Origin of the sequence: Streptomyces sp. NPDC050732, from assembly GCF_040654255.1 — a bacterium.
Lineage (GTDB): Bacteria > Actinomycetota > Actinomycetes > Streptomycetales > Streptomycetaceae > Streptomyces.
In genome coordinates, this window is sequence record NZ_JBFAHP010000018.1 from 60,687 (window position 1) to 83,105 (window position 22,419).

The window sequence follows — 22,419 nt, forward strand, 5'->3', positions numbered from 1 at the left end:
CCGGAGATCGGGGCTCATCACCGACGCCTGCCACTATCCGGTCTGCGCATATGCCACTACTCTACGTGTCCATGGGCAAAGCCATGCGCCTGTACTGGGGATACATCGCGGTGGGGGCACTCATCGTTGCGTGGACCCAGCAATGGGCCCTCCCGGTCATCGCGGCCTTGTCGGTCGCGGTCTCCGCGTACGCCGCTTTCCGAGTGCCGGTCTGGTGTGGGGCGGTCAACCGAGACGGCAAGACCTACTGCCGGAACAATGCCTACGGCTTGCTCATGGGGTGCGGAAACCGCCAACATCGCTGGCAGAAACTCAAGATGATCGTTCTACGTAGCAAGGTCGGCGATGTGAGCCGTGCCGTCTTCCCGACCGCAAGAGACAAGTTCAACGGCTTCTTGGCCGTAGGAGGCCTGCTCTCCGCCATCGCAGCGGTGATCGTTCCTGTTGTGACGGGCTGACCATGCTCACTTGGTGTCAGGCATCGAAGTCGTACTCCAAGACGTACGAGGCGGCGTCCAGCGTCATTTCGTTGAACTCGACGGGACGGCCTTCGGCCGTGAATGCCGTGCGGCAGATGAGGATGACCGGGGTGCCCGCGGACATGCTCAAGCGCACCGCCTCGCCCTGCGACGGCATGCGTGAGCGGATTTCCTCGCGGAAGTGCACTGGTTTGTGGCCGAGTTCGGCGAGCCTTGCGTACGTCCCGCCCTCCCCGGTGTCCTCCTGGGTGATCGCGGAGCCGGCGACCAGGGACATGGATAGGTAGCTCGTCGCGAGCAGCACGGGTTTGCCGTCCAGGACGAAACGCCGACGCCTCACGCACACCGGCTCCCCGTCGGCCAAGTCCAAGACCGTGGCGACGCGGTCGGGGGCGGCCTCCTCGGAAACGGTGACCTGGTCCACCTCAAGGGAGCGGTTCTCGATGTCCGCCGACCAGATGGAGCGGCCGTTCCCCCACCGCTGCTCGGCCAGTCGCTGAATGCCTCGACGCCGAAGCGGACGGAAGGCGCGGACGAAAACGCCGGCCCCCTTGCGGGCTTCAGCGATGCCCTCGTCCCGAAGGACACTCAAGGCCTGGCGTGCCGTCATGCGGGCAACGCCGTGCGTGGCCATGAGGTCGTTCTCCCCCGGCAGCCGATCACCAGGACCGTACTGACCCGCCTGGATCGCCTCGCGCAGGGTGTCCGCGATCCGCTGGTACTTGGGCCGAGGGCCGTCTTCACTGTGGGCCATCCCGTAGGTCTCCTCCCGCTCTTCTCTAGACACCTTAGGCCACGGGTTGGGGCGTCTTCTTGCTGCGCGTAACCACCGACCGACCCGGACACCATCTTCCTCTCGCCGTTCGATTGACGTCTCTAGAGAGGTTGCTTTCAAAGTGAGATGTATAGAGAGGTCGACGGGGCCTCTGAAGTGAGAGGTGCGGAACCGATGACCTACGCGCTCGACTGCTGCCCCTGCGAAGAGTCGCTGCGCCTCGGTGCGATGACCTTGCGCCCGGTCGCGGAGTCCGTACCTCGGGCCCGGAACTGGTTCCGGAAGTTCATCACTCCGTACAACCCCGCCTGCTCCGTCGACGACTGCGCCCTGCTGATCTCGGAGCTTGTGACCAACGCCGTCCTCCATGGCCGGTCGGACGAGCCCTGGGTCGTCCGCGTGGAGTGGTTTCGCGAAGGCGACTCACTCCGCGTCGAGGTGCACAACCAGGTGCACAACCCGGGGCTTCCCGAGAACGTACGGCTAAGGCACCCCGATGCCGACGACGCACACGGGCGCGGCCTGCTCCTGGTCGACTCCGTCTCCGACTCTTGGCACGCCGGCACCAGCCGCTTCGGCGGAACCGTGGTCTCCTTCCGAATGGCCGACGCCTGGCCGTCCTGACCGCACACCGGTCCGACGACCCGCGCCCCATGGGGTGACCCGCACACGCGTAAGCCCCCGGCCTACGAGGAAAACGCAGGCTGGGGGCTTATTTGTGTGGGGGCTACTTCTTCTTGCCCTGGTTCTTGACCGCCTCGATCGCTGCCTTCGCCGCGTCCGGGTCCAGGTACGTGCCGCCCGGGTTCAGGGGCTTGAATTCGGCGTCGAGTTCGTAGGAGAGCGGGATGCCCGTGGGGATGTTCAGGCCCGCGATGTCGGCGTCGGAGATGCCGTCCAGGTGCTTGACCAGAGCGCGGAGGCTGTTGCCGTGGGCCGCTACCAGGACCGTCTTGCCCGTGAGGAGGTCGGGGACGATGCCGTCGAACCAGTACGGGAGCATGCGGACGACGACGTCCTTCAGGCACTCCGTCCGGGGGCGCAGCTCCGGGGGGAGGGTGGCGTAGCGCGGGTCGGAGAACTGGGAGTACTCCGCGTCGCGGTCGAGCGGCGGCGGCGGGGTGTCGTACGAGCGGCGCCAGAGCATGAACTGCTCCTCGCCGAACTCGGCGAGCGTCTGGGCCTTGTCCTTGCCCTGGAGGGCGCCGTAGTGGCGCTCGTTCAGGCGCCAGGAGCGGTGGACCGGGATCCAGTGGCGGTCGGCCGCCTCAAGGGCGAGCTGCGCCGTGCGGATGGCGCGCTTCTGGAGCGACGTGTGGACCACGTCGGGGAGCAGGCCGGCGTCCTTGAGCAGCTCACCGCCGCGGACCGCCTCCTTCTCGCCCTTCTCGTTGAGGTTGACGTCCACCCAGCCGGTGAACAGGTTCTTCGCGTTCCATTCGCTCTCGCCGTGGCGGAGGAGGATCAGCTTGTACGGTGCGTCGGCCATGCCTCTGAGCGTAATCGAACTCCAGGGGGCCACGCGCGCGCGGGCGCAGGCGTGAGAGCGGGCGTGGGAGCAGGCGTGGAACGGAGGCCCTGCGGTGGGTGACAGTTGACGGTTGCTGTCAATTGAGTGGCGGGGGCCGGCCCTAGACTCGTAACGTTTGCCTGCCGCTGGGGACACTTACATCGCGGCGCGTATGTTGCCAGCTGCAGTTCTTGTATTTCCGGGGGGACCTCCATGCCGTTCACCGCCATGAGACGCGCCGTCAGCGAGAGCGTCTCGGGGCTGCCTCGCGCCTTCTGGTGGCTGTGGACGAGCACCCTGGTCAACCGGCTCGGGGCCTTCGTCGCCACGTTCATGGCCCTGTATCTGACCCTGGAGCGGGGTTACTCCGCCTCGTACGCGGGGCTCGTGGCCGCCCTGCACGGGCTCGGGGGCGTCGTCTCCTCACTGGGCGCGGGGGTGATGACCGACCGGCTCGGGCGGCGGCCCACGCTGCTGATCGCGCAGGCCTCCACGGCCGTGTCGGTGGCGGTGCTCGGGTTCATGGAGCACCCCGTCGCGATCGCGGGCGTCGCCTTCGCGGTGGGCATGGCGAGCAACGCGTCCCGGCCCGCCGTGCAGGCGATGATGGCGGACATCGTGCGCCCCGAGGACCGGGTGCGCGCCTTCTCGTTGAACTACTGGGCCATCAACCTCGGCTTCGCCATCTCCTCGGCGGGCGCGGGGTTCATCGCCTCGTACAGCTATCGCGCCGGCTTCCTGATCGAGGCCGCCATGACGATGGCCTGCGCGATCGTCGTCTTCGCGAAGCTGCCGGAGTCGCGGCCCGTGCGGACGGCGCTGGAGAAGGCGGCGGAGCCCGACGTGGGGCTCGGGACCGTGGTGCGGGACGGGCGCTTCATGGGCGTGGTCGGGTTGTCCTTCCTCGTCGCGCTGATCTTCCAGCAGGGGTCCGTGGGGCTGCCGATCGCGATGGGCGACGCGGGGTTCACGCCCGCCGACTACGGCGTCGCCATCGCCGTGAACGGCGTCCTGATCGTCGCCCTGCAGATCCCGGTCACGCGGTTCATCGAACACCGGGACGCGGGGCGGCTGTTGGTGATCTCCTCGGTGCTCGCCGGGTACGGTTTCGGGCTCACCGCGTTCGCCGGGTCGGTCGGGGTCTTCGCGCTGACCGTGTGCGTGTGGACGCTCGCCGAGATCGTCAACGCGCCGACGCAGACGGGGCTGGTCGTGCGGCTCTCCCCGGTGCACGGCCGCGGCCGCTACCAGGGCATGTACACGATGTCGTGGTCCGTGGCCGGGCTGGTCGCCCCGCTCATGTCCGGCTTCGTGATCGACCGGTTCGGGGCGGAGTGGCTGTGGGCTGCTTGCGCGGTGATCGGGACGGGGGCGGCCGCCGGGTACTGGGCGCTGATGCGGCAGCTGCCGGAGGAGGCCCCGGCCCCGTCCCCGGCCCCGTCCCCTGGGGATGTCGCCGCCGGTGCGCCGGACGGGGCTCCCGCGGCTGTCGCTGCCGCTGTGGCCGATGTGACTCCCGCCGTCGAGGTCGAGGTCGAGGTCGGCGTCGCTGAGCCCGTTGCGCCTCGTACGGATTCCGTGGCCGAACCGCGTCCGTAGTGCCTCAGAGCCCGCTCGGCTGAGTCAGGTGTGTGAACGCATCGAGGTTGCGGGTCGACTCGCCGCGGGCGACCCGCCACTCGTACTCCTTGCGGATCGCCGACGCGAAGCCCAGTTCGAGGAGGGTGTTGAAGGAGTCGTCGGAGGCCGAGAGGACCGAGCCGAGGAGGCGGTCGAGTTCGGGCGGGGTGACGGCGGAGAGCGGCAGCTTGCCGGCGAGGTAGATGTCGCCGAGCGAGTCGATCGCGTAACTGACGCCGTAGAGACGGAGGTTCCGCTCCAGGAGCCAGCGGTGCACCGCCTCGTGGTTCTCGTCCGGATGGCGGATCACGAAGGCGTTCAGGGACAGGGAGTGGTTGCCGACCCGCAGGGACAGGGTCGTGGAGAGCTTCCGGGTGCCGGGGAGCTTCACCACGTACGAGCCGGGCTCGACGGTCTCCCATTCCAGCTCGGCGTCGTCCAGGGTCCGCTCGATGATCGCCGCAGTGTCGTCCGCCTGATCCTGATCAGCCATGGTGCGAGCGTACGTGACGGCGGGACGTGCGGAAATCGTGCATCGCCGCCGTGTAGACGTCCGCCGTCGAGGACGCCGCCGTGTCCCAGCCGAAGGACTCCGCGTGCCGGGCAGCGGCCTCGCCCATGCTGTCCACAAGGTGGGGATGGTCGGCGAAATCGCGCAGCACGCGCGCGTAGTGGGCCGGTTCGTGGTTGGGGATGAGAAATCCGGTCACCCCGTCGCGTACGGCGACGGGCAGACCGCCGACCGCCGCCGCGAGGACCGGCGTGCCCGCCGCCTGCGCCTCGATGGCGACGAGGCCGAAGGACTCGCTGTAGGAGGGCATCACGAGGACGGACGCCGCCCTGAACCAGTCCGCGAGCTGCTCCTGGCCGACGGGCGGCTGGAAGCGGACGACGTCCGCGATCCCCAGCTTCGCGGCCAGTTTCTGCAGCCCCTCGGGCTTGGCCAGGCCGCTGCCGCTCGGGCCGCCGACGATGGGCACGACGATGTTCGAACGCAGCGCGGGTCGTTCGTCCAGGAGCACGGCGACCGCGCGGAGCAGCAGGTCGGGGGCCTTGAGGGGCTGGATGCGGCCCGCGAAGACCGGCACGAGGGCGTTCTGCGGCAGGCCCAGGCGGTGCCGGGCGGCGGCGCGGCCGTCGGCGGGGCGGAACCGTTCGAGGTTCACGCCGGGGTGGACGACGGCGACCTTCCCGGGCTCTGCTTCGTAGTGGCGTACGAGCTCGTCGGCCTCTTCGGAGGTGTTGGCGATGAGGCGGTCGGCGGCGCGGACGATCTGGGTCTCGCCGATGACGCGGGCGGCGGGTTCGGGGGTGTCGCCCTCGGCGAGCGCCGCGTTCTTGACCTTGGCCATGGTGTGCATGGCGTGGACGAGGGGCACGCCCCAGCGTTCGGCGGCGAGCCAGCCGACGTGGCCGGAGAGCCAGTAGTGGGAGTGGACCAGGTCGTAGTAGCCGGGCCGGTGGCCCGCCCAGGCCTGCATGACGCCGTGCGTGAAGGCGCAGAGCTGGGCCGGCAGCTCCTCCTTGGCGAGTCCTTCGTAGGGGCCCGCGTCCACGTGGCGTACGAGGACGCCGGGCGCGAGTTCCACGGCGGACGGGAGTCCTCCGGTGGTGGCGCGCGTGAAGATCTCGACCTCGATGTTGATCGCGGCGAGGCGCTTGGCGAGCTCGACGATGTAGACGTTCATGCCGCCCGCGTCGCCCGTGCCGGGCTGGTGCAGCGGCGAGGTGTGCACGCTCAGCATCGCCACGCGACGCGGCCGCCGCTGAGTGCCGGGGATACGGAGCCGTGGGGGTGCCGCCGGGGAGCGACGCCCGAGCCTGGACACGTACTGGCTCACGTGGCGGTCCTCCTTGCGTACGGACATGACTGCGGGCATGACTACGGGGAGGGCGTACGTACCTCCAGAGGGGGAACACCGGAGCCGGCTGCTCCATTTCCGCCTGGCCTCCGACCCGGACGTTTTTGCCAAAGCGTTACGCTGCGTCGCCCGCCCCGCCACGTGGTGTCCCTCGGCCGCCGGACCCCGCATACCCTTCTTCCATGGCCCCACGCACCCCTTCCCGCCCCGTGGGAACGGTGACGCGCGGGACCACGAACCCGAACCGGCTGCGCCGCATGGACCGCTGGATCGCCGCCGTCCACGGTCCCGCGCTGCGCCGCGCCGCGGACCCCGTCGCCGTCGACCTCGGCTACGGCGCCTCCCCCTGGACCGCCGTCGAGCTGCTGCTCAGGCTGCGTACCGTCGCTCCACGCGCGCGGGTGGTCGGTATCGAGATCGACCCGGCACGGGTCGCGGCCGCCGCGCCGTACGAGCGCGAGGGCCTCTCCTTCCTGCACGGCGGCTTCGAGGTCCCGCTGCCGGAGCGGGTGGGCTCGGGGGCGGTGGGCTCGGGACCCGTCCTGATTCGGGCCGCGAACGTCCTGCGGCAGTACGACGAGGAGCAGGTCGCCGCCGTCTGGGAGCGGCTGCGCGCCCGCCTCTCCCCCGACGGGCTGCTCGTCGAGGGCACCTGCGACGAGATCGGACGGCGGCACGTGTGGGTCGCGCTCGGGCCCGAGGGGCCGCGCACGGTGACGTTCGCTACGCGGCTCGGGTCCCTCGACCGGCCATCCGACCTCGCCGAGCGGCTGCCGAAGGCGCTGATCCACCGGAACGTGCCGGGCGAGCCCGTGCACGCGTTCCTGCGGGACTTCGACCGGGCCTGGGCGGCCGCGGCGCCGTACGCCTCGTACGGGGCGCGGCAGCGGTGGATCAGGGCGGTGCGGGACCTGACGGCCGACTGGCCGGTGGCCGACGGGGCTTCGCGGTGGCGGCAGGGCGAAGTGACGGTGCGCTGGGAGGCGTTGGCGCCTCGCTCGGGGTGAACCCCCAGGCCTCCCTGAGGCCACCCTGACGTCACCCGGAGATGTTCTCGTCCACGGAACGACGGGGAACGATCTTCGCGTGTCGTACGTCACATGGGGCGTATGGGGGATCGGAGTTGCCGTCGGGCTCTGTCGGATCGTGCGCCAACATGGCACCATCCCGGTGGCGACCGTAAGTTACTGACGGTAAATCAGGTATATCGAGTACATCGGGTACATCGGCTTTGGGGGTGGCGGGGCGTGACCGGCAAGCGATATTCGACAGCGACGGCCGTGGCGCTGATCTGCGCGGCGACGGTGCTGGCCGCACCGGGGACGGCTTTCGCGAGTCCGGCGAGACCCACCAGTCCGGCGACGCCCACCGATCCGAGACCCCGGACGGACAAGGCCCTCGAAGAGGTCCGCAAGGACATCGACAAGCTCTACCACGACGCGGGCGTCGCCACGGACGCGTACAACGCGGCCGAGGAGAAGGCCGACCAACAGTCCGAGCAGATCGTGAAGCTGGCCAAGGACATCGCCAAGGGCCAGGCGAAGCTGAAGAAGCTCAAGGCCCGCGCGGGCGCGGCGGCCCGCGCGCAGTACCGCGGCGGCGGCATGCCGGACGAGGCCCAGCTCATGCTCAGCGACAACCCGGGCCGGTTCCTGGACGGCGCCGGGCGCCTGCGGCAGGGCCAGAAGGCCACCAAGGGCATGCTCACCGAGCTGGAGCGCACGCAGGAGGACCTGCGGATATACGCCGAGGACGCCACCGCCCGCTGGAAGAAGCTGGAAGCCAACCGCAAGGCGAAGGCCGCCTCGAAGAAGAAGATAAAGAAGAAGATCGCGGCCGCCGAGAAGCTCGAATCGACGCTGGAGAAGAAGGAGCGGGAGCGGCTGCGCAAGCTGGAGGAGGCCGCCGCCCTCAAGAAGCAGTCGGCGTGGGTGAGTTCGGGCGCACTGAAGGACGTCGACGGCAAGGCGTCGCCCCAGGGCAAGAAGGCCATCGAGTTCGCCACCGCCCAGATCGGCAAGCCGTACGTGTGGGGCGCCGAGGGCCCGGGGTCGTACGACTGCTCCGGACTCACCTCGAAGGCCTGGTCGGCCGCAGGCCGCGGCATACCGCGGACCTCGCAGGAGCAGTGGAAGCAGCTGCCGCGCGTCGACGTCAAGAACATGCGCCCCGGTGACCTGATCATCTACCACTCGGACGCGAGCCACGTCGGGATGTATCTGGGTGACGGCGCGATCGTGCACGCGCCGCGGCCCGGCCGGGACGTGACGATCGCGGGGGCGGGATCGATGAAGATCCTCGGGGTCGTACGCCCGGACAAGTAGGCGTTCCCGGCAGCCGGACAAGTAGGCGTTCGCGGCGGCGGGTGGGGCGGGTTCCGGGCGGCATGTGACCCAGCGCACCCCGCGCCCGGCTGCTCAACCCTCCCGGCGTGATGTTCGTCATCCCTGGCGGGACCCCGCCGTGCCCAAGTGCGTTCCTGGATGCGGCATATGACGGTGGCTGTTTGCCGCGCGCCATTCCACTGGAGGCACGGCTACCGCTATGGTCCCCGTCGGTGCCGCGTCGACCTGCGCGGCGCCATGCCCTCGGGGGGAGGGAAGGAAGCAAGCGATGCCCGCACCCATACCGCGGCAGAGAGCGATCCCGGCCGCGGAAGGCGGCCAGGCTCATGCGGCGCCCCCGCACGACACGACGGCGCCCGCCCCCGCCCCGACAGCGAACAACAAGAGCAACACCAACACCAACAGGAGCGACAACAGGAGCACCGGCAGCAGTGGCAACGGCCACAGCAACGGCTCCGGGCTCAGCCTGCTGGTGATCGAGGACGACCCGGCGGGCTCGCTGAGCGTCCCCGAGCTCCTCGACTCCGCGGGCAAGCCCATCCGCATCCGTACCGCCCGCAACCTCACCGAGGCCGAGCGGCTGCTCACGGACGACGTGCACTGCATCCTGCTCGACCTCGCCCTGCCGGCCCCGGGCGCCGCCGAGGCGGACGACGACGAGCTCGTCGCCCTCAAGCACGTGCTGCGCCTCGCGCCCCGGCACGCCGTCCTCGCCCTCACCGCGAACGACGACTCCGAGCGCGGCGCCGAAGCCGTCCGGGTCGGCGCCCAGGACTACCTCTTCCGGGAGGAGCTGGACGGCCGGCTGCTGAGCCGCGCCATCCGGTACGCGGTGGAGCGCAAGCGCGCCGACGCGGCCCAGCGCCAGCTGACCGAGTCGCGCCTGCGCGCCCAGGAGAACGCCCGCCTGGAGCGCGGCCTGCTGCCGACGCCGCTCCTGGACGGCTCACCGCTGCGGTTCGCCGCCCGCTACCGGCCCGGCCGCTCCCGCGCGCTCCTCGGCGGCGACTTCTACGACACCGTGCGCACGCCGGACGGCTCCGTGCACGTCATGATCGGCGACGTCTGCGGCCACGGGCCCGACGAGGCGGCGCTCGGCGTGGAACTGCGGATCGCCTGGCGCGCGCTGACCTTCGCGGGACTTTGCGGTGACGAGCTGCTCTCCACGCTGCAGAAGGTCCTGGAGCACGAGCGCGCGGACGACGAGATCTTCGCGACGCTCTGCACGGTCGACATCGCCCCGGACGGCCGCCGGGCCGGTCTCTGCCTCGCCGGGCACCCGGCGCCGCTGATCGCGCGCGAGGGGCGCCTCGCCGAACTCCTGCCGTACGAGGACGGCGGACCGGCACTCGGGCTCCTGCCGCGCGCCCGCTGGCCGCGCCGCCAGGTGGAGCTCGGCGGCGCATGGAGCCTGATGCTCTACACGGACGGTCTGATCGAGGGCCGGATCGGCGAGGGCAACCAGCGCCTGGGGCAGGACGGCATGGTGGAGATGGTCCGCCGCCAGATCGCCGCGGGGCTGCGGGGCGACGAGCTCCTGGAGGCGGCCGTGAACGAGGTCCGCGACCTCAACGGCGGGGACCTCACGGACGACGTGGCGGTGCTGCTCCTGGACCGGTCGCCCGGGGCGCGGTGAGCGCGGTCCGTACCGGCGGGGGCAGAAGCTACCGGCCGCCGTTGTACGGGCCGTACGGGCCGTCGCTGCTGGAGCCGCCGCGGCGGCCGCCGCGCCCGCCGCCCGTGATCTGCTGGATCGCCGGGCGCACGTCCACCATGTACACGATGGTGGCGACGAGTCCGATGATCGGCAGGAAGGACAGGATCGGGAAGAGCAGGTTCACCACGAAGGCGATGCCGAGGATGATCAGCCAGAACGGCTTGGTCTTCTTGTCCGCCGCGCGATAGGCATCCTCACGCCGGACCGCGGCGTCGATGAGGGCGAACCCGCTGAAGACGATCAGGGCCAGCGACAGCAGCCACATGAAGTTCGCGAACCCTTGCATCAGCACAACGTCCACCACCAGTCTCGGCCAGTCACGGCTCATCGATTACGCGGCCACGGTACCCGCTACCCCGTCAACGGGGCGGGCACGCGGAGAGTGCCCGCCCCTCACGCACACCGGAAGCGTGACGCGGAGCTGCTACTTGGCGGGCGGCGGCGTCTTCTTCGCCGTCGCCGTCGTCGTCTTGCGGGCGGGGGCCTTCTTCGCGGCGGGCTTCTTCGCCGGGGCGGCGGCCGCGCTCCTGGGCGCGACGACCCCGACCGACTTGGGCGCCGCGTCCTCCGCCGATACGGGCTCCGTCTCGGCGTCGGGCTCGACCGTCTCGGCCAGGTCGAGGATCTCCTCGGCGGCCTCGCCGCGCCACGACTTCACGGCCTGCTCGCCGTGCTCGGCGACCTCGTCGTACTTCTCGCGCGCCTTGACCGCGAGCTCGGCGGCCACGCCGACACCGCGCAACGCGAGGTCCTGCGCGGTCTCCTGAAGCTTCTTCAGGTCGGTGTCGAGCGTGCCGAGCACCTCGGTGACCTTGGCCTGAAGGGTCTCCTGCGCCTCCTTGGCGCGGGCGGCGGCCTTGTCCTGGACGGTCTTGGGGTCGGTGTTGCGCACCGCGTCGATGCGCGACGGAGCCTCGGCGATCAGCTGCTCGACGAGACCGGGAACCTTCTTCGCCTGCTGGAAGGCGAGGTCCGCGGACCCGGCGACGAAGTACGCGGGGGTGGGATTGCTGAGGGTCTTGCGCAGGTCATCGGTGATGGCCATGACGATGGTCCTCCCGGATTCGCGTCGGCTTGTCAGCTTTTTTCGGCTTGGGGGTCAGCTTGAGGGTGACTGCTTCGGGTCGGCATCACTGCCGTCGGTGTCGTACGACGCCGCGTCGAAGCCGTTCTCCTTGCGGAACGACTCGTAGATCTGCAACAGCACCTGCTTCTGGCGCTCGTTGAGGGACGGGTCGGCGACGATGACGGCGCGCGTCTCCAGCTCGTCCCGCTCCTTCTCGTCGAGGATCCCGGCCCGCACGTACAGCGTCTCGGCGGAGATCCGCAGGGCCTTGGCGACCTGCTGCAGAACCTCCGCGCTCGGCTTGCGCAGGCCGCGCTCGATCTGGCTCAGATACGGGTTGGACACCCCGGCGGCGTCGGCGAGCTGCCGCAACGACAGCTGCGCGGTGCGCCGCTGCTCGCGCAGGTACTCGCCGAGATTGCCGACGTTGAGCGATGCCATGCCCCGATGGTGCAGCACCCTTGCTAACTATTGCAAGCACCTGCTTGCAAAAGTGCGCCACGCCACGTCGCCCAGCGGTGCGATACAGCCAGGGGCCCTGAGACGCGCGATCAAGCCACGTACCCCCGCGGCGCGTTAAATCGGTCGACAGGCGGCGTCGCGGCGCATTGTGATGGCCGTACCGTCCGCCGTACGGAGTGGACCGACCGACCGCAGGAGTTGTCTTGGCGATCGCGAGAACCGCGGACATCCGGCCCGAGATCGATGCCGCACTCGTCAGGCGCCTGATCGACACCCAGTTCCCGCGGTGGGCGGGGCTGCCTCTGAAGCTGCTCGACCCGGCCGGCTCCGACCATGTCATCTACCGACTGGGTGAGGAACTCGCCGTCCGGCTGCCCCGTCATGCCGACGCCATCGGTCAGGCCAGGAAGGAGTTCCAGTGGCTGCCCGAACTCGCCCCGCACCTCCCCCTGGCCGTTCCGGTGCCGGTCGGGGTGGGGGAACCCGACTTCGGCTATCCGTGGCCGTGGGCGGTCTCCCGATGGCTCGAAGGCGACGTGGCGACCGTCGACGCGCTGGCCGACTCCACCACGGCCGCCGTCGAGCTGGCGCACTTCCTGGCCGCTCTCCAGCGGTTCGCGCCCGAGAGCACATCCGAGGCCGCCCGCGAGCATCTCTCCAGTTGGTCGCTGTCCGAGCGGGACCGCGCGACGCGGGACGCCATCGCAGAGGTCGATCACGTCTTCGACGCCACGGCGATGACCGAGCTGTGGGATGCGGCCATGGGCGCCCCCGGGTGGGACGGCCCTCCGGTGTGTTTCCACGGCGACTTCCACACGGGCAACCTGCTGACCACCCGCGGCCGCCTCAGCGCCGTCATCGACTTCGGCGGGCTCGGCGTCGGCGACCCGGCCTGCGACCTGATGATCGCGTTCACCCTGATGACGGCCGGCAGCCGGGCCGCCTTCCGTGACGCGCTCGGCGTGGACGACGCCACGTGGCTGCGGGGCCGCGGGTGGGCCCTGGCCACCGGCCTGAACGCCTACACCTCCTACGCCGCCGTCAACCCCCGGGTCGCCGCGCAGACCACCCGGCAGATCACCGAGGCGCTCATCGGCTGAGAGCTGCTGCCGAACCATCCGCACCGCCGTTGCCGTCGCGCAGGGAGTGGATCATGCTCTGCAGGATCCGGGACGCGCCCGACCGCTCGGCCTCGGTCATGCCTGCCAGCATTCCGACCTCGACGGACCGGACCGCCGCGGACGCCTTCTCCAGGGTCTGGAGCAGCACGTTCATCGACTGGCGTGTCACGAACGCGCCGCGCGCGAGCTCGGAGTTCGACAAGCCCGGCCGCCGGGCCGGCGCCTGGACATCCGTGGCGTGGAGCCGGATCGCGGCGCCGGTGCCGGGCTGGGCGACGGATGCGAGGTCGGTGCCGGGAACGACCTCGCGGAGTGCTAACGTGATCGGCTTCGTCTCGAAGACGACGGCGTGCCGAGGCCCGGCCTGCGAGCGGACGCGGCCCAGGTACTGCTCGTGGAACGCCTGTGCAGCGGGGCACCCGTCGACGGCCCTTTCGGCCGGACGTTCACCTTCGCCGGCCCCGACGGATACCAGGTCACTCTCCACGACCGCGCCTGACGGTCAGCCCGCGGCCGCCCCGAACCACGTGGGCACCTGGCGGAGCAGGTCCTGCTGGTCGTCGCCGACCCACGCCACGTGTCCGTCCGGGCGCAGCAGCACCGCGGGGGCGTCCAGTTCCTCGCTGACGTCGACGACGTGGTCGATCCGGTCCGTCCAGCCCTCCACCGACAGGCGGCCGGTCTGGTCGAGCAGCAGTCCGCGGCCGTCGTGCATCAGGTCGTAGAGGCGGCCGTGCTTCAGCTCCATGTCCCGCAGCCGCTTGCCGAGCAGGTCGTGGCCCTCTCCGAAGTCATATCGGACACCGATCGCGGTGATCTTCTCGATGAGGTGGCGGTTCACCTCATCGAAGTCCATCAGTTCCGCGAGGAGCCTGCGCACCGCCTGCGCGCCCGGCTCCGAAGACATCAGCTCCATCTGCGCGCGGGTGTTGTCCAGTACGGCGGCGGCCACCGGGTGCCGTTCGCCGTAGTAGCTGTCCAACAGGCCCTCCGGAGCCCAGCCGTTGACCTCAGCGGCCAGCTTCCAGCCGAGGTTGAACGCGTCCTGGATACCGAGGTTGAGGCCCTGCCCGCCGGTCGGCGGGTGGATGTGCGCGGCGTCGCCCGCCAGCAGCACCCGGCCGACCCGGTACCGCTCGGCCTGCCGGGTGGCGTCGCCGAAGCGGGAGAGCCAGCGCGGCGAGTGCACGCCGAAGTCGGTGCCCGCGAACGCCCGCAGCTGGCGCTGGAAGTCCTCCAGGACAGGCGGGGCCGCCCGGTCCTCGGACACGCCGTCCGCGGGCACGATGACGCGGTACACCCCGTCACCGAGCGGCATGGCGCCGAACCGCAGCTGGGTCTTGCGGACTTCGGCCGTCCTCTCCGCGAGCACCTCGGGCGATGCGGTCATCTCCATCTCGCCCAGCAGCGTCTCGTTTCTGCTCGGCTCGCCGGGGAAGCCGACGCCGAGCAGCTTGCGCACCGTGCTGCGGCCGCCGTCGCAGCCGACGGCGTAGCGCGAGCGCAGCCGTGTGCCGTCGGCCAGTTCGACGGTCACCCCGTCGTCGTCCTGGCTCAGCCCGGCCACCTCGCAGCCGCGCCGGATCTCGATGCCGAGCTCGGCGGCGCGCTCGGCGAGCAGGCGTTCGGTGATCTCCTGCGGGATGGCGAGGACGTACGAGTGCGCCGTGTCGAGGCGGTCGGGCCAGGCCTTGCCGAGGCCGGCGAAGAAGCCGCCGACCGTGAACTGCCTGCCGAGCGGCAGGAACCGGTCCAGCAGACCGCGTTGGGCCATCACTTCGATGCTGCGCACGTGCAGGCCCTGAGCACGAGACTGCTTGGTCGGCTCCGTCTCCTTCTCAAGGATGAGGACGCGCACGCCCTGCAGCCGCAGCTCGGCCGCCAGCATCAAGCCGGTCGGGCCGCCGCCGGCGATGATCACGTCAGTCATGAAATCCGTCATGCGATCCCCCATGTAAGCCCCCATGAAAACCCCTCGTTCAGCGAGCTCGTCGTTGTGACGAGCGGTGATTGTGCAGGACCATCGGGGTCTTGCCGCAAGGCCCCCTGTGCGCTATAAGTTGAGAGTGGCAAGGAGTGCGTAACCCTCCTTGCCTTTCTCTTTTGCTCTCCTCCCGTCCGAGAAGCGGTTGTCAGACCCCGCGGATAGCGTGAAAACGCACGATGCCGCGTGCCGGACCTCGATGGAGATCGCGATGAGCAGCAGTACGACGGGCAGCGAGAAGACCCCGCGGTCGCACGCGGCCGACAGCCATGATCTGATCCGCGTGCACGGCGCCCGGGAGAACAACCTCAAGAACGTCAGCATCGAGATCCCGAAGCGCCGGCTGACGGTGTTCACCGGCGTCTCGGGGTCCGGCAAGAGCTCGTTGGTGTTCGACACGATCGCCGCGGAGTCGCAGCGGCTGATCAACGAGACGTACAGCGCCTTCGTGCAGGGCTTCATGCCGACGCAGGCGCGCCCCGAGGTCGACGTGCTCGACGGGCTCACCACCGCGATCACCGTCGGCCAGCAGCGGATGGGCGGCGACCCCCGCTCCACCGTCGGCACGGCCACCGACGCCAACGCGATGCTGCGCATCCTCTTCAGCCGGCTCGGCGAGCCGCACATCGGCCCGCCCAGCGCCTACTCCTTCAACACCGCGTCGGTCAGGGCGAGCGGCGCGATCACCGTCGAGCGCGGCAACAAGACGAAGGCCCAGACCGCGACGTACCACCGCACCGGCGGCATGTGCACGCGCTGCGAGGGCCGCGGCACGGTCTCCGACATCGACCTCACCCAGCTCTACGACGACTCCAAGTCGCTGGCCGAGGGCGCGTTCACCATCCCCGGCTGGAAGTCGGACAGCCAGTGGACCGTGCAGGTCTACGCCCAGTCCGGCTTCGTCGACCCGGACAAGCCGATCCGCGAGTACACCGAGAAGGAGCTGCAGTCCTTCCTGTACGGCGAGGCGGTCAAGGTGAAGGTCAACGGCGTCAACCTCACCTATGAAGGGCTCATCCCCAAGATCCAGAAGTCGTTCCTCGCCAAGGACAAGGAGTCGATGCAGCCGCACATCCGGGCGTTCGTGGAGCGGGCGGTCACCTTCACCACCTGCCCCGAGTGCGACGGCACCCGCCTGAGCGAGGGCGCGCGCTCGTCGAAGATCCGGCGGAAGAGCATCGCCGACGCCTGCGCGATGGAGATCAGGGACCTGGCCGAGTGGGTCCGCGGCCTCGCGGAGTCGTCCCCGGGGTCCTCGAAGGGCGCGTACGAGACCGTGGCGCCGCTGCTCACCGCGTTGCAGCAGACCCTCGACTCGTTCGTGGAGATCGGGCTCGGATATCTGTCGCTCGACCGGCCCGCGGCCACCCTGTCCGGCGGTGAGGCGCAGCGCGTCAAGATGATCCGCCACCTCGGCTCGTCCCTCACCGACGTCACGTACGTCTTCGACGAGCCCACCGTCGGCCTGCACCCCCACGACATCCAGCGGATGAACGGCCTGCTGCTGCGGCTGCGGGACAAGGGCAACACCGTGCTCGTCGTGGAGCACAAGCCCGAGACGATCTCGATCGCCGACCACGTGGTCGACCTCGGTCCCGGCGCGGGGACGGGCGGCGGCACCGTCTGCTTCGAGGGCACCGTCGAGGGGCTGCGGGCCTCCGACACCGTCACGGGCCGCCACTTCGACGACCGGTCCGCGCTGAAGGAGAGCGTGCGCAAGCCCACCGGGGCGCTGGAGATCCGCGGCGCGAACGCGCACAACCTGCGCGGTGTCGACGTCGACATCCCGCTCGGGGTGCTCACCGTCGTCACCGGCGTCGCGGGCTCCGGCAAGAGCTCGCTCGTGCACGGGTCGATCCCGACCCACGCGGGGGTGGTCTCGGTCGACCAGACCCCGATCCGCGGCTCGCGGCGCAGCAACCCGGCGACGTACACCGGCCTGCTCGACCCGATCCGCAAGGCGTTCGCGAAGGCCAACGGCGTGAAGCCGGCACTGTTCAGCGCGAACTCGGAGGGCGCCTGCCCGACGTGCAACGGCGCCGGCGTCATCTACACCGACCTGGCGATGATGGCGAGCGTCGCCACCCCGTGCGAGGACTGCGAGGGCAGGCGGTACCAGGCGTCGGTCCTGGAGTACCGGCTCGGCGGCCGCGACATCAGCGAGGTCCTGGCGATGTCGGTGGACGAGGCGGAGGAGTTCTTCGGCCCCGGCTCCGGCCCAGGTGCTGGGACCGATTCCGGCACCAGCGAGGCGCACACGCCCGCCGCCCACAAGATCCTGCGGCGCCTCTCGGACGTCGGGCTCGGCTACCTCAGCCTCGGCCAGCCGCTCACCACACTGTCCGGCGGCGAACGGCAGCGGCTGAAGCTGGCCACGCACATGGGCGACAAGGGCGGCGTCTACGTCCTGGACGAGCCGACCACCGGCCTCCACCTCGCCGATGTCGAACAGCTTCTCGGCCTCCTCGACCGGCTCGTCGACTCGGGCAAGTCGGTCATCGTCGTCGAGCACCACCAGGCGGTCATGGCGCACGCCGACTGGATCATCGACCTCGGCCCGGGCGCGGGCCACGACGGCGGCAAGATCGTCTTCGAGGGCACCCCCGCCGACCTCGTCGCCTCCCGTCCCACCCTCACGGGCGAGCACCTCGCAGCGTACGTGGGCGGCTGAACCCGATGCGTCGGGGCCGGGGCGGGAGAGCGGCGGCCTCCTGCGCCCGCACGAGGCCCGGACGAGGAGGCTGACCAGAGGGGTGGCGGAGCGCACGAGCCGGGCGTGATGGAGGGAGGGGGCGCTGGGCACCCGGGGCGTTCACTCGCCGTCCCGGTTCGCCCCCACGGGCCCCCGCAGCGTCGGGTAGTCCGTGTAGCCGGCCGGGCCTCCCACGTACATCTGGCCCTTGTCCCGTACGGCGTTCAGGGGTGCCCCGAGCCGTATCCGTTCGACCAGGTCGGGGTTGGCGAGGAACGCCCTGCCCAGCGATACCAGGTCCGCACCGGCCGCGAGCAGCCGTTCGCCGGCGTGTCTGCCGCCGTCGGCGGGCAGCGGGCCGCCCCAGCCGAGGACCGGGTTGGCGACGAGCGTGCCCGGCCAGCTCGCGCGGATCCGACGGAAGAGGGCGCTGTCGGGGTCGGCGAAGACGATGTGCAGGTAGGCGAGGTCGCCGATGTCCTTGAGGGCGTCGACGAGCGCCGGGTAGATGTCCTCCGTGTCGCCCTCTTCGATGCCGTTGACGGTGATGCCGGGTGCGATGCGGACGCCGACCCGCTCGGCGCCGATCGCGTCGGCGACGGCACGGACGACCTCGACCACGAAGCGGATGCGGTGCGCGACCGGGCCGCCGTACGCGTCGGTGCGGTGGTTGGTGTTGCGGGCGAGGAACTGCTGGAGGAGGTAGCCGTTCGCGGCGTGCACCTCGACGCCGGCGAAGCCCGCGTCGACGGCGCGGCGGGCGGCGGCCGCGAAGTCCGCGACGGTCTCCCGGATGTCGTCGGCCGTCATCTCCCGCGGCACGACGGCGGGTTGATGCCCCGTCGGTGTGTGGATGGTGTCCGGGAGCGGGACCGGCGAGGGCGCGACGGGTGTGAGCCCGCTGTTGTCCGGGTGCCCGACGCGGCCGCCGTGCTGGATCTGCAGGAACATCCGGCCGCCCGCGTCGCGCACCGCGTCCGTGACCCGCCGCCACCCGGCGACGTGCGCGTCGTCGTGAATCGCCGTGGTGTTGGCGTACGTCTGCCCGACCGCGTTGGGCGTGGACGCCTCGGCGATGATCAGGCCCGCCGAGGCCCGCTGGGCGTAGTACGTGGCCATCACCGGCTGCGGGACGCCGTCGGCGGAGGCACGGTTGCGGGTCATGGGCGCCATGACGAGCCGGTTGGGGAGGTGGAGGGCGCCGAGTCGGGCGGGCTGGAGGAGCGGGGAGTCGGCCGCGGTGGCGGTGGCGGTAGCGGTGGCGGTGGCGGTAGCGGCGGCGGACACGGACACGGCAGGGGGTTCGGTGGTGATGGTTGGCATGGAGTGCTCCTTGGCGCGGGGTTCTCCGCGTGGATCGTGTGGCGTGTGGGTTCCCGCGTCGTGTGGATTCGCCGCGTCGTGTCGATCGTGTGGACTCGCCGCGTCGGTCCGTCGGCTGTTGACAGGGACGACTGTGCTCCGGCGCGCTTCGGGGATCCTGATGGTCCGCTGACGGGCCGGTAGCGGCGGCCTCGCGCCGCGGCCTCGCGTCGCGGCCTTGCGCCCCGCCCGTGGCGCCGGACCACACCCCCCGCCCGCACGGAGTGGCCGCGGCCCACCTCGTCGTATCCGCCCCCGCGCCTCCACGATGACGGCCTCCACACCCGTCCCGGAGGTCCTCATGGCGTACCGAAAGACCCTGCGGGCGCTGTCGGCCGCGGCCGGCGCCCTCGCCCTCACGCTCACACTCACGCTCGGCGGAGCCGGTGGTGCCGTGGCCGCCGTTCCCTCCCCCACCCCCGGTGAGCTGCGTCCGTACGACATCGGTTCGGTGTACGTGTCCGGCGTGTCGTCCGGCGGGTACCTCGCCGACCAGTTGCACGTGGCGCACTCCGCCGTCTTCGAGGGAGCCGGGATCTTCAGCGCCGGTGCCTACGACTGTGCGCAGGGCAGCGTCAACACCGCCCTGTACGCGTGCATGGACACGTTCATGCCGCGCAGGACCCCGGCACAGCTGGAGCAGCTGACCAGGGAGCGCGCCGCGGCCGGCCGCGTCGACCCGGTCGTGCATCTGTCCGGCGACCCCGTCTGGCTCCACCACGGCGGCAACGACCGCACCGTCGACCGCCCGGTCAACGACGATCTGGCCCGCTACCACCGGGACTTCGGCGCGGACGTCTCGTACGACGCGTCGTCCGCCGCGGGCCACGCCTGGGTCTCCCCGCTCGGCACGGTGCCCTGCACGAGCACCGCCTCGCCCTACATCAACAACTGCGGCACCGATCCCCAACGGGCCATGCTCACCCACCTGTTCGGCGTTCCGGTGAGCCCCGCCACCGCCGCGCCGCTCGACGGCACCCTCGTCCGCTTCGACCAGAACCGCCATGTCCCGGGCGGCAGCGCGGCCGCCGTCAGCATGGGACGGGACGGGTTCGCGTACGTCCCGAAAGCCTGCGCATCCGCCGTATCGACGGGGGCGTGCCGTCTCATGGTCGCGCTGCACGGGTGTCAGCAGACGTACGGGCAGCTCGGCGACACCTTCATGCGCCAGGCGCATCTGAACGAGTACGCCGACACGAACCGCATGATCGTCCTGTATCCGCAGGCCACCACCTCCCTCGACAACCCGCGCGGCTGCTGGAACTGGTGGGGCTACGGCGGCGACACCAAGTACGCCGAGAAGGGCGGCAAGCAGATCACCGCCATCATGAACATGGTCAGGCAGCTGGGCGGCGGCTGAAGAAGGACCGGCGGTAGTCGCCCGGCGACACCCCGACCTGCTTGAGGAAGTGGTGCCGCAGGTTGTTCGCCGTGCCGAGGCCGCTCAGCTCGCCCACCTTCTCCACCGGCAGGTCCGTCGACTCCAGGAGGCTCTGGGCCCGTGCGAGGCGCTGGTTGAGCAGCCACTGGAGCGGTGTCGTGCCGGTGGCCGCATGGAGGCGGCGGTAGAGGGTGCGCGGGCTCATCGCGGCCCGCCGCGCCAGGTCGTCGACGGTGAGCGGCCGGTCCAGGTGCGCGCGGGCCCATTCCAGTACGGGGCCGAGGCCCGCGTCGTCCGTCTCCGGCACGGACAGGTCGACGAACTGGGCCTGGCCGCCCGGCCGGTGGGCGGGCACGACCATGCGGCGCGCGAGCTGGTTGGCGACGTGCGCGCCGAGGTCGCGGCGGACCAGGTGGAGGCAGAGGTCGAGGCCCGCGGTCAGGCCCGCGCTGGTCAGGACGTCACCGTCGTCCACGTAGAGGACGGAGTCGTCGACGGTCACCTTCGGGTACCGGGCGGCGAGCTGGGCGGTGTGCATCCAGTGGGTGGTGGCCCTGCGGCCGTCGAGGAGGCCCGCCTCGGCGAGCGCGAAGGCCCCGGTGCACAGCGAGACCATGCGGGCGCCCGCCCCGTGGGCGGCGCGCAGCGCGTCGGCGAGGCCGGCCGGCAGCGGCGCGCCTTCCTCGACGCAGGCGTCGGGCACCGAGGTGACGACCACGGTGTCGGCTCCGGCGAGGCCTTCGAGGCCGTACGGGGTGCGGAGCGCGATCCCGAAGTCGCCGCCGCCGGGGTCGCGTTCCCCTGTCGCGCACAGCCGCAGGTCGTACCAGTGGTCGGAGAGGTCCGGCTGCGGCTTCCCGAACACCGTGAGCGGGATGCTCAGTTCGTACAGGTCCCAGGACGGGAACCCGATCTCGTCGGCCACGACCACGACTACGGAACCAGCGCTCATGCCCGGAGCGTACGACGAGCCGGGCCCTCCACACCCCCTGGCAGGAATTTGGTGCCCGCCGTCACCACTGTCACTGTCGGGGCCCTCGCCGCCCTGCGAGCGTGATCCCCATGAACATGAACGCGGAGAACACCCCCGTAACCGTCATCGGCCTCGGCAACATGGGCTCCGCCCTCGCCGCCGCCCTCCTCGACCGAGGTCACCCCACCACCGTCTGGAACCGCTCCCCGGAGAAGGCGAAGGCACCCGCCGACCGCGGCGCGCACGTCGCCGCGAACCCGGCGGAGGCCGTCGCCGCGAGCGGCCTCGTGCTCGCCTGCGTCCTCGACTACGACGCGCTGCACACCGTCCTCGACCCGGTCGCCGAGGCGGGCGGCCTGGCCGGGAAGTCCCTGGTCAACCTCACCTCCGGGTCGCCGGAGCAGGCCGAGGAGATGGCCGCCTGGGCGGCAGAGCACGGCGCGGGGTACCTCGACGGCGGCATCATGACGACCCCGCCGGGCGTCGGCAGCCCCGAGATGATGTTCCTCTACAGCGGCTCGGAGACGGTCCTCACGACCCACCGCCCCGTCCTCGCCGCGCTCGGCGACCCGCTCTACCTGGGCGCGCGGCCCGGCCTCGCCTCGCTGTACGACTCCGCCCTGCTGGGCCTGATGTGGGCGACGTTCACCGGCTGGCTGCACGGCACCGCCGTGGTGACCGCAGACGGGCCCCCGGCCACGGACTTCACCCGGGTCGCCCTGCGCTGGCTGACCGGCGCGGTCTCCGGCTTCATGACGACGTACGCGCCGCAGGTGGACGCCGGGCGCTATCCGGGCGACGACGCCACCGTCGACGTACAGATCGGGGCGATCGACCACCTCGTCCACGCCGCGCGAGCGCGGGGCGTCGACACCTCGCTGCCCGAGCTCCTGAGGGCGACGATGGAGCGCGCCGCGGCCGCGGGCCACGGGCGGGACAGCTTCGCGAGCGTCGTCGAGGTGCTGCGGGCCCCCGCCACGCCGTAGCCACCGGCAGAGCCCCAGTCATAACCCGGATTCCCCTCCCGCCCCGGGGCGCGAGCCGTCACCATGGACCGGAAGAGTTCGGTC

Annotated in this window: 21 protein-coding genes and 1 pseudogene; 11 read left to right on the forward strand and 11 right to left on the reverse strand. The window is 70.9% G+C overall.

Annotated elements, in window-relative coordinates; genetic code table 11:
* The first annotated feature begins 71 nt into the window (after positions 1-71).
* On the forward strand, positions 72-458 hold the full coding sequence (locus AB0H82_RS18245) for a hypothetical protein (RefSeq protein WP_362993829.1): 387 nt from the start codon (positions 72-74) through the stop codon (positions 456-458).
* A 16-nt stretch (positions 459-474) separates the two neighbouring features.
* On the opposite strand, the gene AB0H82_RS18250 is transcribed toward AB0H82_RS18245, so the two are convergent.
* On the reverse strand, positions 475-1,233 hold the full coding sequence (locus tag AB0H82_RS18250) for a GntR family transcriptional regulator (RefSeq protein WP_362993831.1): 759 nt from the start codon (positions 1,231-1,233) through the stop codon (positions 475-477).
* Between the two features lie 195 nt (positions 1,234-1,428).
* Here AB0H82_RS18250 and AB0H82_RS18255 point away from each other — a divergent pair, with 195 nt between their 5' ends.
* On the forward strand, positions 1,429-1,878 hold the full coding sequence (locus AB0H82_RS18255; RefSeq protein WP_362993833.1) for an ATP-binding protein: 450 nt from the start codon (positions 1,429-1,431) through the stop codon (positions 1,876-1,878).
* 103 nt (positions 1,879-1,981) lie between these two features.
* On the opposite strand, the gene AB0H82_RS18260 is transcribed toward AB0H82_RS18255, so the two are convergent.
* Positions 1,982-2,743 (reverse strand): phosphoglyceromutase, encoded by a 762-nt coding sequence (locus AB0H82_RS18260; protein ID WP_362993835.1) that lies wholly within the window; start codon positions 2,741-2,743, stop codon positions 1,982-1,984.
* A gap of 234 nt (positions 2,744-2,977) precedes the next feature.
* Here AB0H82_RS18260 and AB0H82_RS18265 point away from each other — a divergent pair, with 234 nt between their 5' ends.
* Positions 2,978-4,363, forward strand: a complete 1,386-nt coding sequence (locus AB0H82_RS18265; RefSeq protein ID WP_362993837.1) for an MFS transporter — start codon at positions 2,978-2,980, stop codon at positions 4,361-4,363.
* 4 nt (positions 4,364-4,367) lie between these two features.
* Here AB0H82_RS18265 and AB0H82_RS18270 read toward each other — a convergent pair whose 3' ends face one another.
* Positions 4,368-4,877: a YbjN domain-containing protein gene (locus AB0H82_RS18270; RefSeq protein ID WP_362993839.1), complete on the reverse strand. Its 510-nt coding sequence runs from the start codon at positions 4,875-4,877 to the stop codon at positions 4,368-4,370.
* On the reverse strand, positions 4,870-6,225 hold the full coding sequence (gene mshA / locus AB0H82_RS18275) for a D-inositol-3-phosphate glycosyltransferase (RefSeq protein WP_362994015.1): 1,356 nt from the start codon (positions 6,223-6,225) through the stop codon (positions 4,870-4,872). The genes AB0H82_RS18270 and mshA overlap by 8 nt, the downstream gene beginning before the upstream one ends.
* Before the next feature lie 203 nt (positions 6,226-6,428).
* Here mshA and AB0H82_RS18280 point away from each other — a divergent pair, with 203 nt between their 5' ends.
* From AB0H82_RS18280 to AB0H82_RS18290, 3 genes are all read left to right on the forward strand, one after another.
* Positions 6,429-7,253: a class I SAM-dependent methyltransferase gene (locus tag AB0H82_RS18280; protein WP_362993841.1), complete on the forward strand. Its 825-nt coding sequence runs from the start codon at positions 6,429-6,431 to the stop codon at positions 7,251-7,253.
* Positions 7,254-7,493: 240 nt separating this feature from the next.
* Complete coding sequence (locus tag AB0H82_RS18285; RefSeq protein ID WP_362993843.1) at positions 7,494-8,570, forward strand: C40 family peptidase; 1,077 nt, start codon at positions 7,494-7,496, stop codon at positions 8,568-8,570.
* Between the two features lie 289 nt (positions 8,571-8,859).
* Positions 8,860-10,227, forward strand: a complete 1,368-nt coding sequence (locus AB0H82_RS18290) for a SpoIIE family protein phosphatase (RefSeq protein ID WP_362993845.1) — start codon at positions 8,860-8,862, stop codon at positions 10,225-10,227.
* Positions 10,228-10,255: 28 nt separating this feature from the next.
* Here AB0H82_RS18290 and AB0H82_RS18295 read toward each other — a convergent pair whose 3' ends face one another.
* The 3 genes from AB0H82_RS18295 to AB0H82_RS18305 form a co-directional block, all read right to left on the reverse strand.
* On the reverse strand, positions 10,256-10,594 hold the full coding sequence (locus AB0H82_RS18295) for a DUF2516 family protein (RefSeq protein ID WP_361721631.1): 339 nt from the start codon (positions 10,592-10,594) through the stop codon (positions 10,256-10,258).
* A gap of 138 nt (positions 10,595-10,732) precedes the next feature.
* Entirely contained in the window at positions 10,733-11,353 is a 621-nt protein-coding gene (locus AB0H82_RS18300; protein WP_362993847.1) for a hypothetical protein, read from the reverse strand.
* A 54-nt stretch (positions 11,354-11,407) separates the two neighbouring features.
* Positions 11,408-11,815, reverse strand: a complete 408-nt coding sequence (locus AB0H82_RS18305) for a helix-turn-helix domain-containing protein (protein ID WP_362993849.1) — start codon at positions 11,813-11,815, stop codon at positions 11,408-11,410.
* A gap of 224 nt (positions 11,816-12,039) precedes the next feature.
* On the opposite strand from AB0H82_RS18305, the gene AB0H82_RS18310 reads away from it, so the two are divergent.
* A complete protein-coding gene (locus tag AB0H82_RS18310) occupies positions 12,040-12,936 on the forward strand; it encodes an aminoglycoside phosphotransferase family protein (RefSeq protein ID WP_362993851.1) in 897 nt (298 codons plus the stop codon).
* On the opposite strand, the gene AB0H82_RS18315 is transcribed toward AB0H82_RS18310, so the two are convergent.
* The gene (locus AB0H82_RS18315) at positions 12,926-13,342 is read right to left on the reverse strand and encodes a hypothetical protein (protein ID WP_362994017.1); all 417 of its coding nucleotides are present in this window, start codon (positions 13,340-13,342) and stop codon (positions 12,926-12,928) included. The genes AB0H82_RS18310 and AB0H82_RS18315 overlap by 11 nt on opposite strands.
* 30 nt (positions 13,343-13,372) lie before the next feature.
* Between AB0H82_RS18315 and AB0H82_RS18320 the strand changes: the two are divergent.
* Positions 13,373-13,456 (forward strand): annotated as a pseudogene (locus AB0H82_RS18320) (VOC family protein); the annotation flags it as partial.
* A gap of 3 nt (positions 13,457-13,459) precedes the next feature.
* On the opposite strand, the gene rox reads toward AB0H82_RS18320, so the two are convergent.
* The gene (rox, locus tag AB0H82_RS18325) at positions 13,460-14,887 is read right to left on the reverse strand and encodes a rifampin monooxygenase (protein WP_362993853.1); all 1,428 of its coding nucleotides are present in this window, start codon (positions 14,885-14,887) and stop codon (positions 13,460-13,462) included.
* Positions 14,888-15,152: 265 nt separating this feature from the next.
* On the opposite strand from rox, the gene AB0H82_RS18330 reads away from it, so the two are divergent.
* The gene (locus tag AB0H82_RS18330) at positions 15,153-17,612 is read left to right on the forward strand and encodes an excinuclease ABC subunit UvrA (protein ID WP_362993855.1); all 2,460 of its coding nucleotides are present in this window, start codon (positions 15,153-15,155) and stop codon (positions 17,610-17,612) included.
* A gap of 141 nt (positions 17,613-17,753) precedes the next feature.
* Here AB0H82_RS18330 and AB0H82_RS18335 read toward each other — a convergent pair whose 3' ends face one another.
* Positions 17,754-18,797: an alkene reductase gene (locus AB0H82_RS18335; RefSeq protein ID WP_362994019.1), complete on the reverse strand. Its 1,044-nt coding sequence runs from the start codon at positions 18,795-18,797 to the stop codon at positions 17,754-17,756.
* Positions 18,798-19,296: 499 nt separating this feature from the next.
* Here AB0H82_RS18335 and AB0H82_RS18340 point away from each other — a divergent pair, with 499 nt between their 5' ends.
* Positions 19,297-20,355, forward strand: a complete 1,059-nt coding sequence (locus AB0H82_RS18340; RefSeq protein ID WP_362993857.1) for a PHB depolymerase family esterase — start codon at positions 19,297-19,299, stop codon at positions 20,353-20,355.
* Here AB0H82_RS18340 and AB0H82_RS18345 read toward each other — a convergent pair.
* Complete coding sequence (locus tag AB0H82_RS18345; protein WP_362993859.1) at positions 20,333-21,328, reverse strand: helix-turn-helix domain-containing protein; 996 nt, start codon at positions 21,326-21,328, stop codon at positions 20,333-20,335. The genes AB0H82_RS18340 and AB0H82_RS18345 overlap by 23 nt on opposite strands.
* 116 nt (positions 21,329-21,444) lie before the next feature.
* On the opposite strand from AB0H82_RS18345, the gene AB0H82_RS18350 reads away from it, so the two are divergent.
* The gene (locus AB0H82_RS18350; RefSeq protein ID WP_362994021.1) at positions 21,445-22,335 is read left to right on the forward strand and encodes an NAD(P)-binding domain-containing protein; all 891 of its coding nucleotides are present in this window, start codon (positions 21,445-21,447) and stop codon (positions 22,333-22,335) included.
* Positions 22,336-22,419: the final 84 nt, after the last annotated feature.

Bases quoted from the DNA above. Each gene is read 5' to 3' on its own strand.
- AB0H82_RS18255 (WP_362993833.1), top strand. From the start codon at position 1,429: ATGACCTACGCGCTCGACTGCTGCCCCTGCGAAGAGTCGCTGCGCCTC.
- AB0H82_RS18345 (WP_362993859.1), bottom strand. From the start codon at position 21,328: ATGAGCGCTGGTTCCGTAGTCGTGGTCGTGGCCGACGAGATCGGGTTC.
- AB0H82_RS18300 (WP_362993847.1), bottom strand. From the start codon at position 11,353: ATGGCCATCACCGATGACCTGCGCAAGACCCTCAGCAATCCCACCCCC.
- AB0H82_RS18260 (WP_362993835.1), bottom strand. From the start codon at position 2,743: ATGGCCGACGCACCGTACAAGCTGATCCTCCTCCGCCACGGCGAGAGC.
- AB0H82_RS18290 (WP_362993845.1), top strand. From the start codon at position 8,860: ATGCCCGCACCCATACCGCGGCAGAGAGCGATCCCGGCCGCGGAAGGC.
- AB0H82_RS18340 (WP_362993857.1), top strand. From the start codon at position 19,297: ATGGCGTACCGAAAGACCCTGCGGGCGCTGTCGGCCGCGGCCGGCGCC.
- AB0H82_RS18305 (WP_362993849.1), bottom strand. From the start codon at position 11,815: ATGGCATCGCTCAACGTCGGCAATCTCGGCGAGTACCTGCGCGAGCAG.
- rox (WP_362993853.1), bottom strand. From the start codon at position 14,887: ATGACTGACGTGATCATCGCCGGCGGCGGCCCGACCGGCTTGATGCTG.
- AB0H82_RS18350 (WP_362994021.1), top strand. From the start codon at position 21,445: ATGAACGCGGAGAACACCCCCGTAACCGTCATCGGCCTCGGCAACATG.
- AB0H82_RS18330 (WP_362993855.1), top strand. From the start codon at position 15,153: ATGAGCAGCAGTACGACGGGCAGCGAGAAGACCCCGCGGTCGCACGCG.
- AB0H82_RS18335 (WP_362994019.1), bottom strand. From the start codon at position 18,797: ATGACCCGCAACCGTGCCTCCGCCGACGGCGTCCCGCAGCCGGTGATG.
- AB0H82_RS18270 (WP_362993839.1), bottom strand. From the start codon at position 4,877: ATGGCTGATCAGGATCAGGCGGACGACACTGCGGCGATCATCGAGCGG.
- AB0H82_RS18265 (WP_362993837.1), top strand. From the start codon at position 2,978: ATGCCGTTCACCGCCATGAGACGCGCCGTCAGCGAGAGCGTCTCGGGG.
- AB0H82_RS18245 (WP_362993829.1), top strand. From the start codon at position 72: ATGGGCAAAGCCATGCGCCTGTACTGGGGATACATCGCGGTGGGGGCA.
- AB0H82_RS18280 (WP_362993841.1), top strand. From the start codon at position 6,429: ATGGCCCCACGCACCCCTTCCCGCCCCGTGGGAACGGTGACGCGCGGG.
- AB0H82_RS18295 (WP_361721631.1), bottom strand. From the start codon at position 10,594: ATGCAAGGGTTCGCGAACTTCATGTGGCTGCTGTCGCTGGCCCTGATC.
- AB0H82_RS18250 (WP_362993831.1), bottom strand. From the start codon at position 1,233: ATGGCCCACAGTGAAGACGGCCCTCGGCCCAAGTACCAGCGGATCGCG.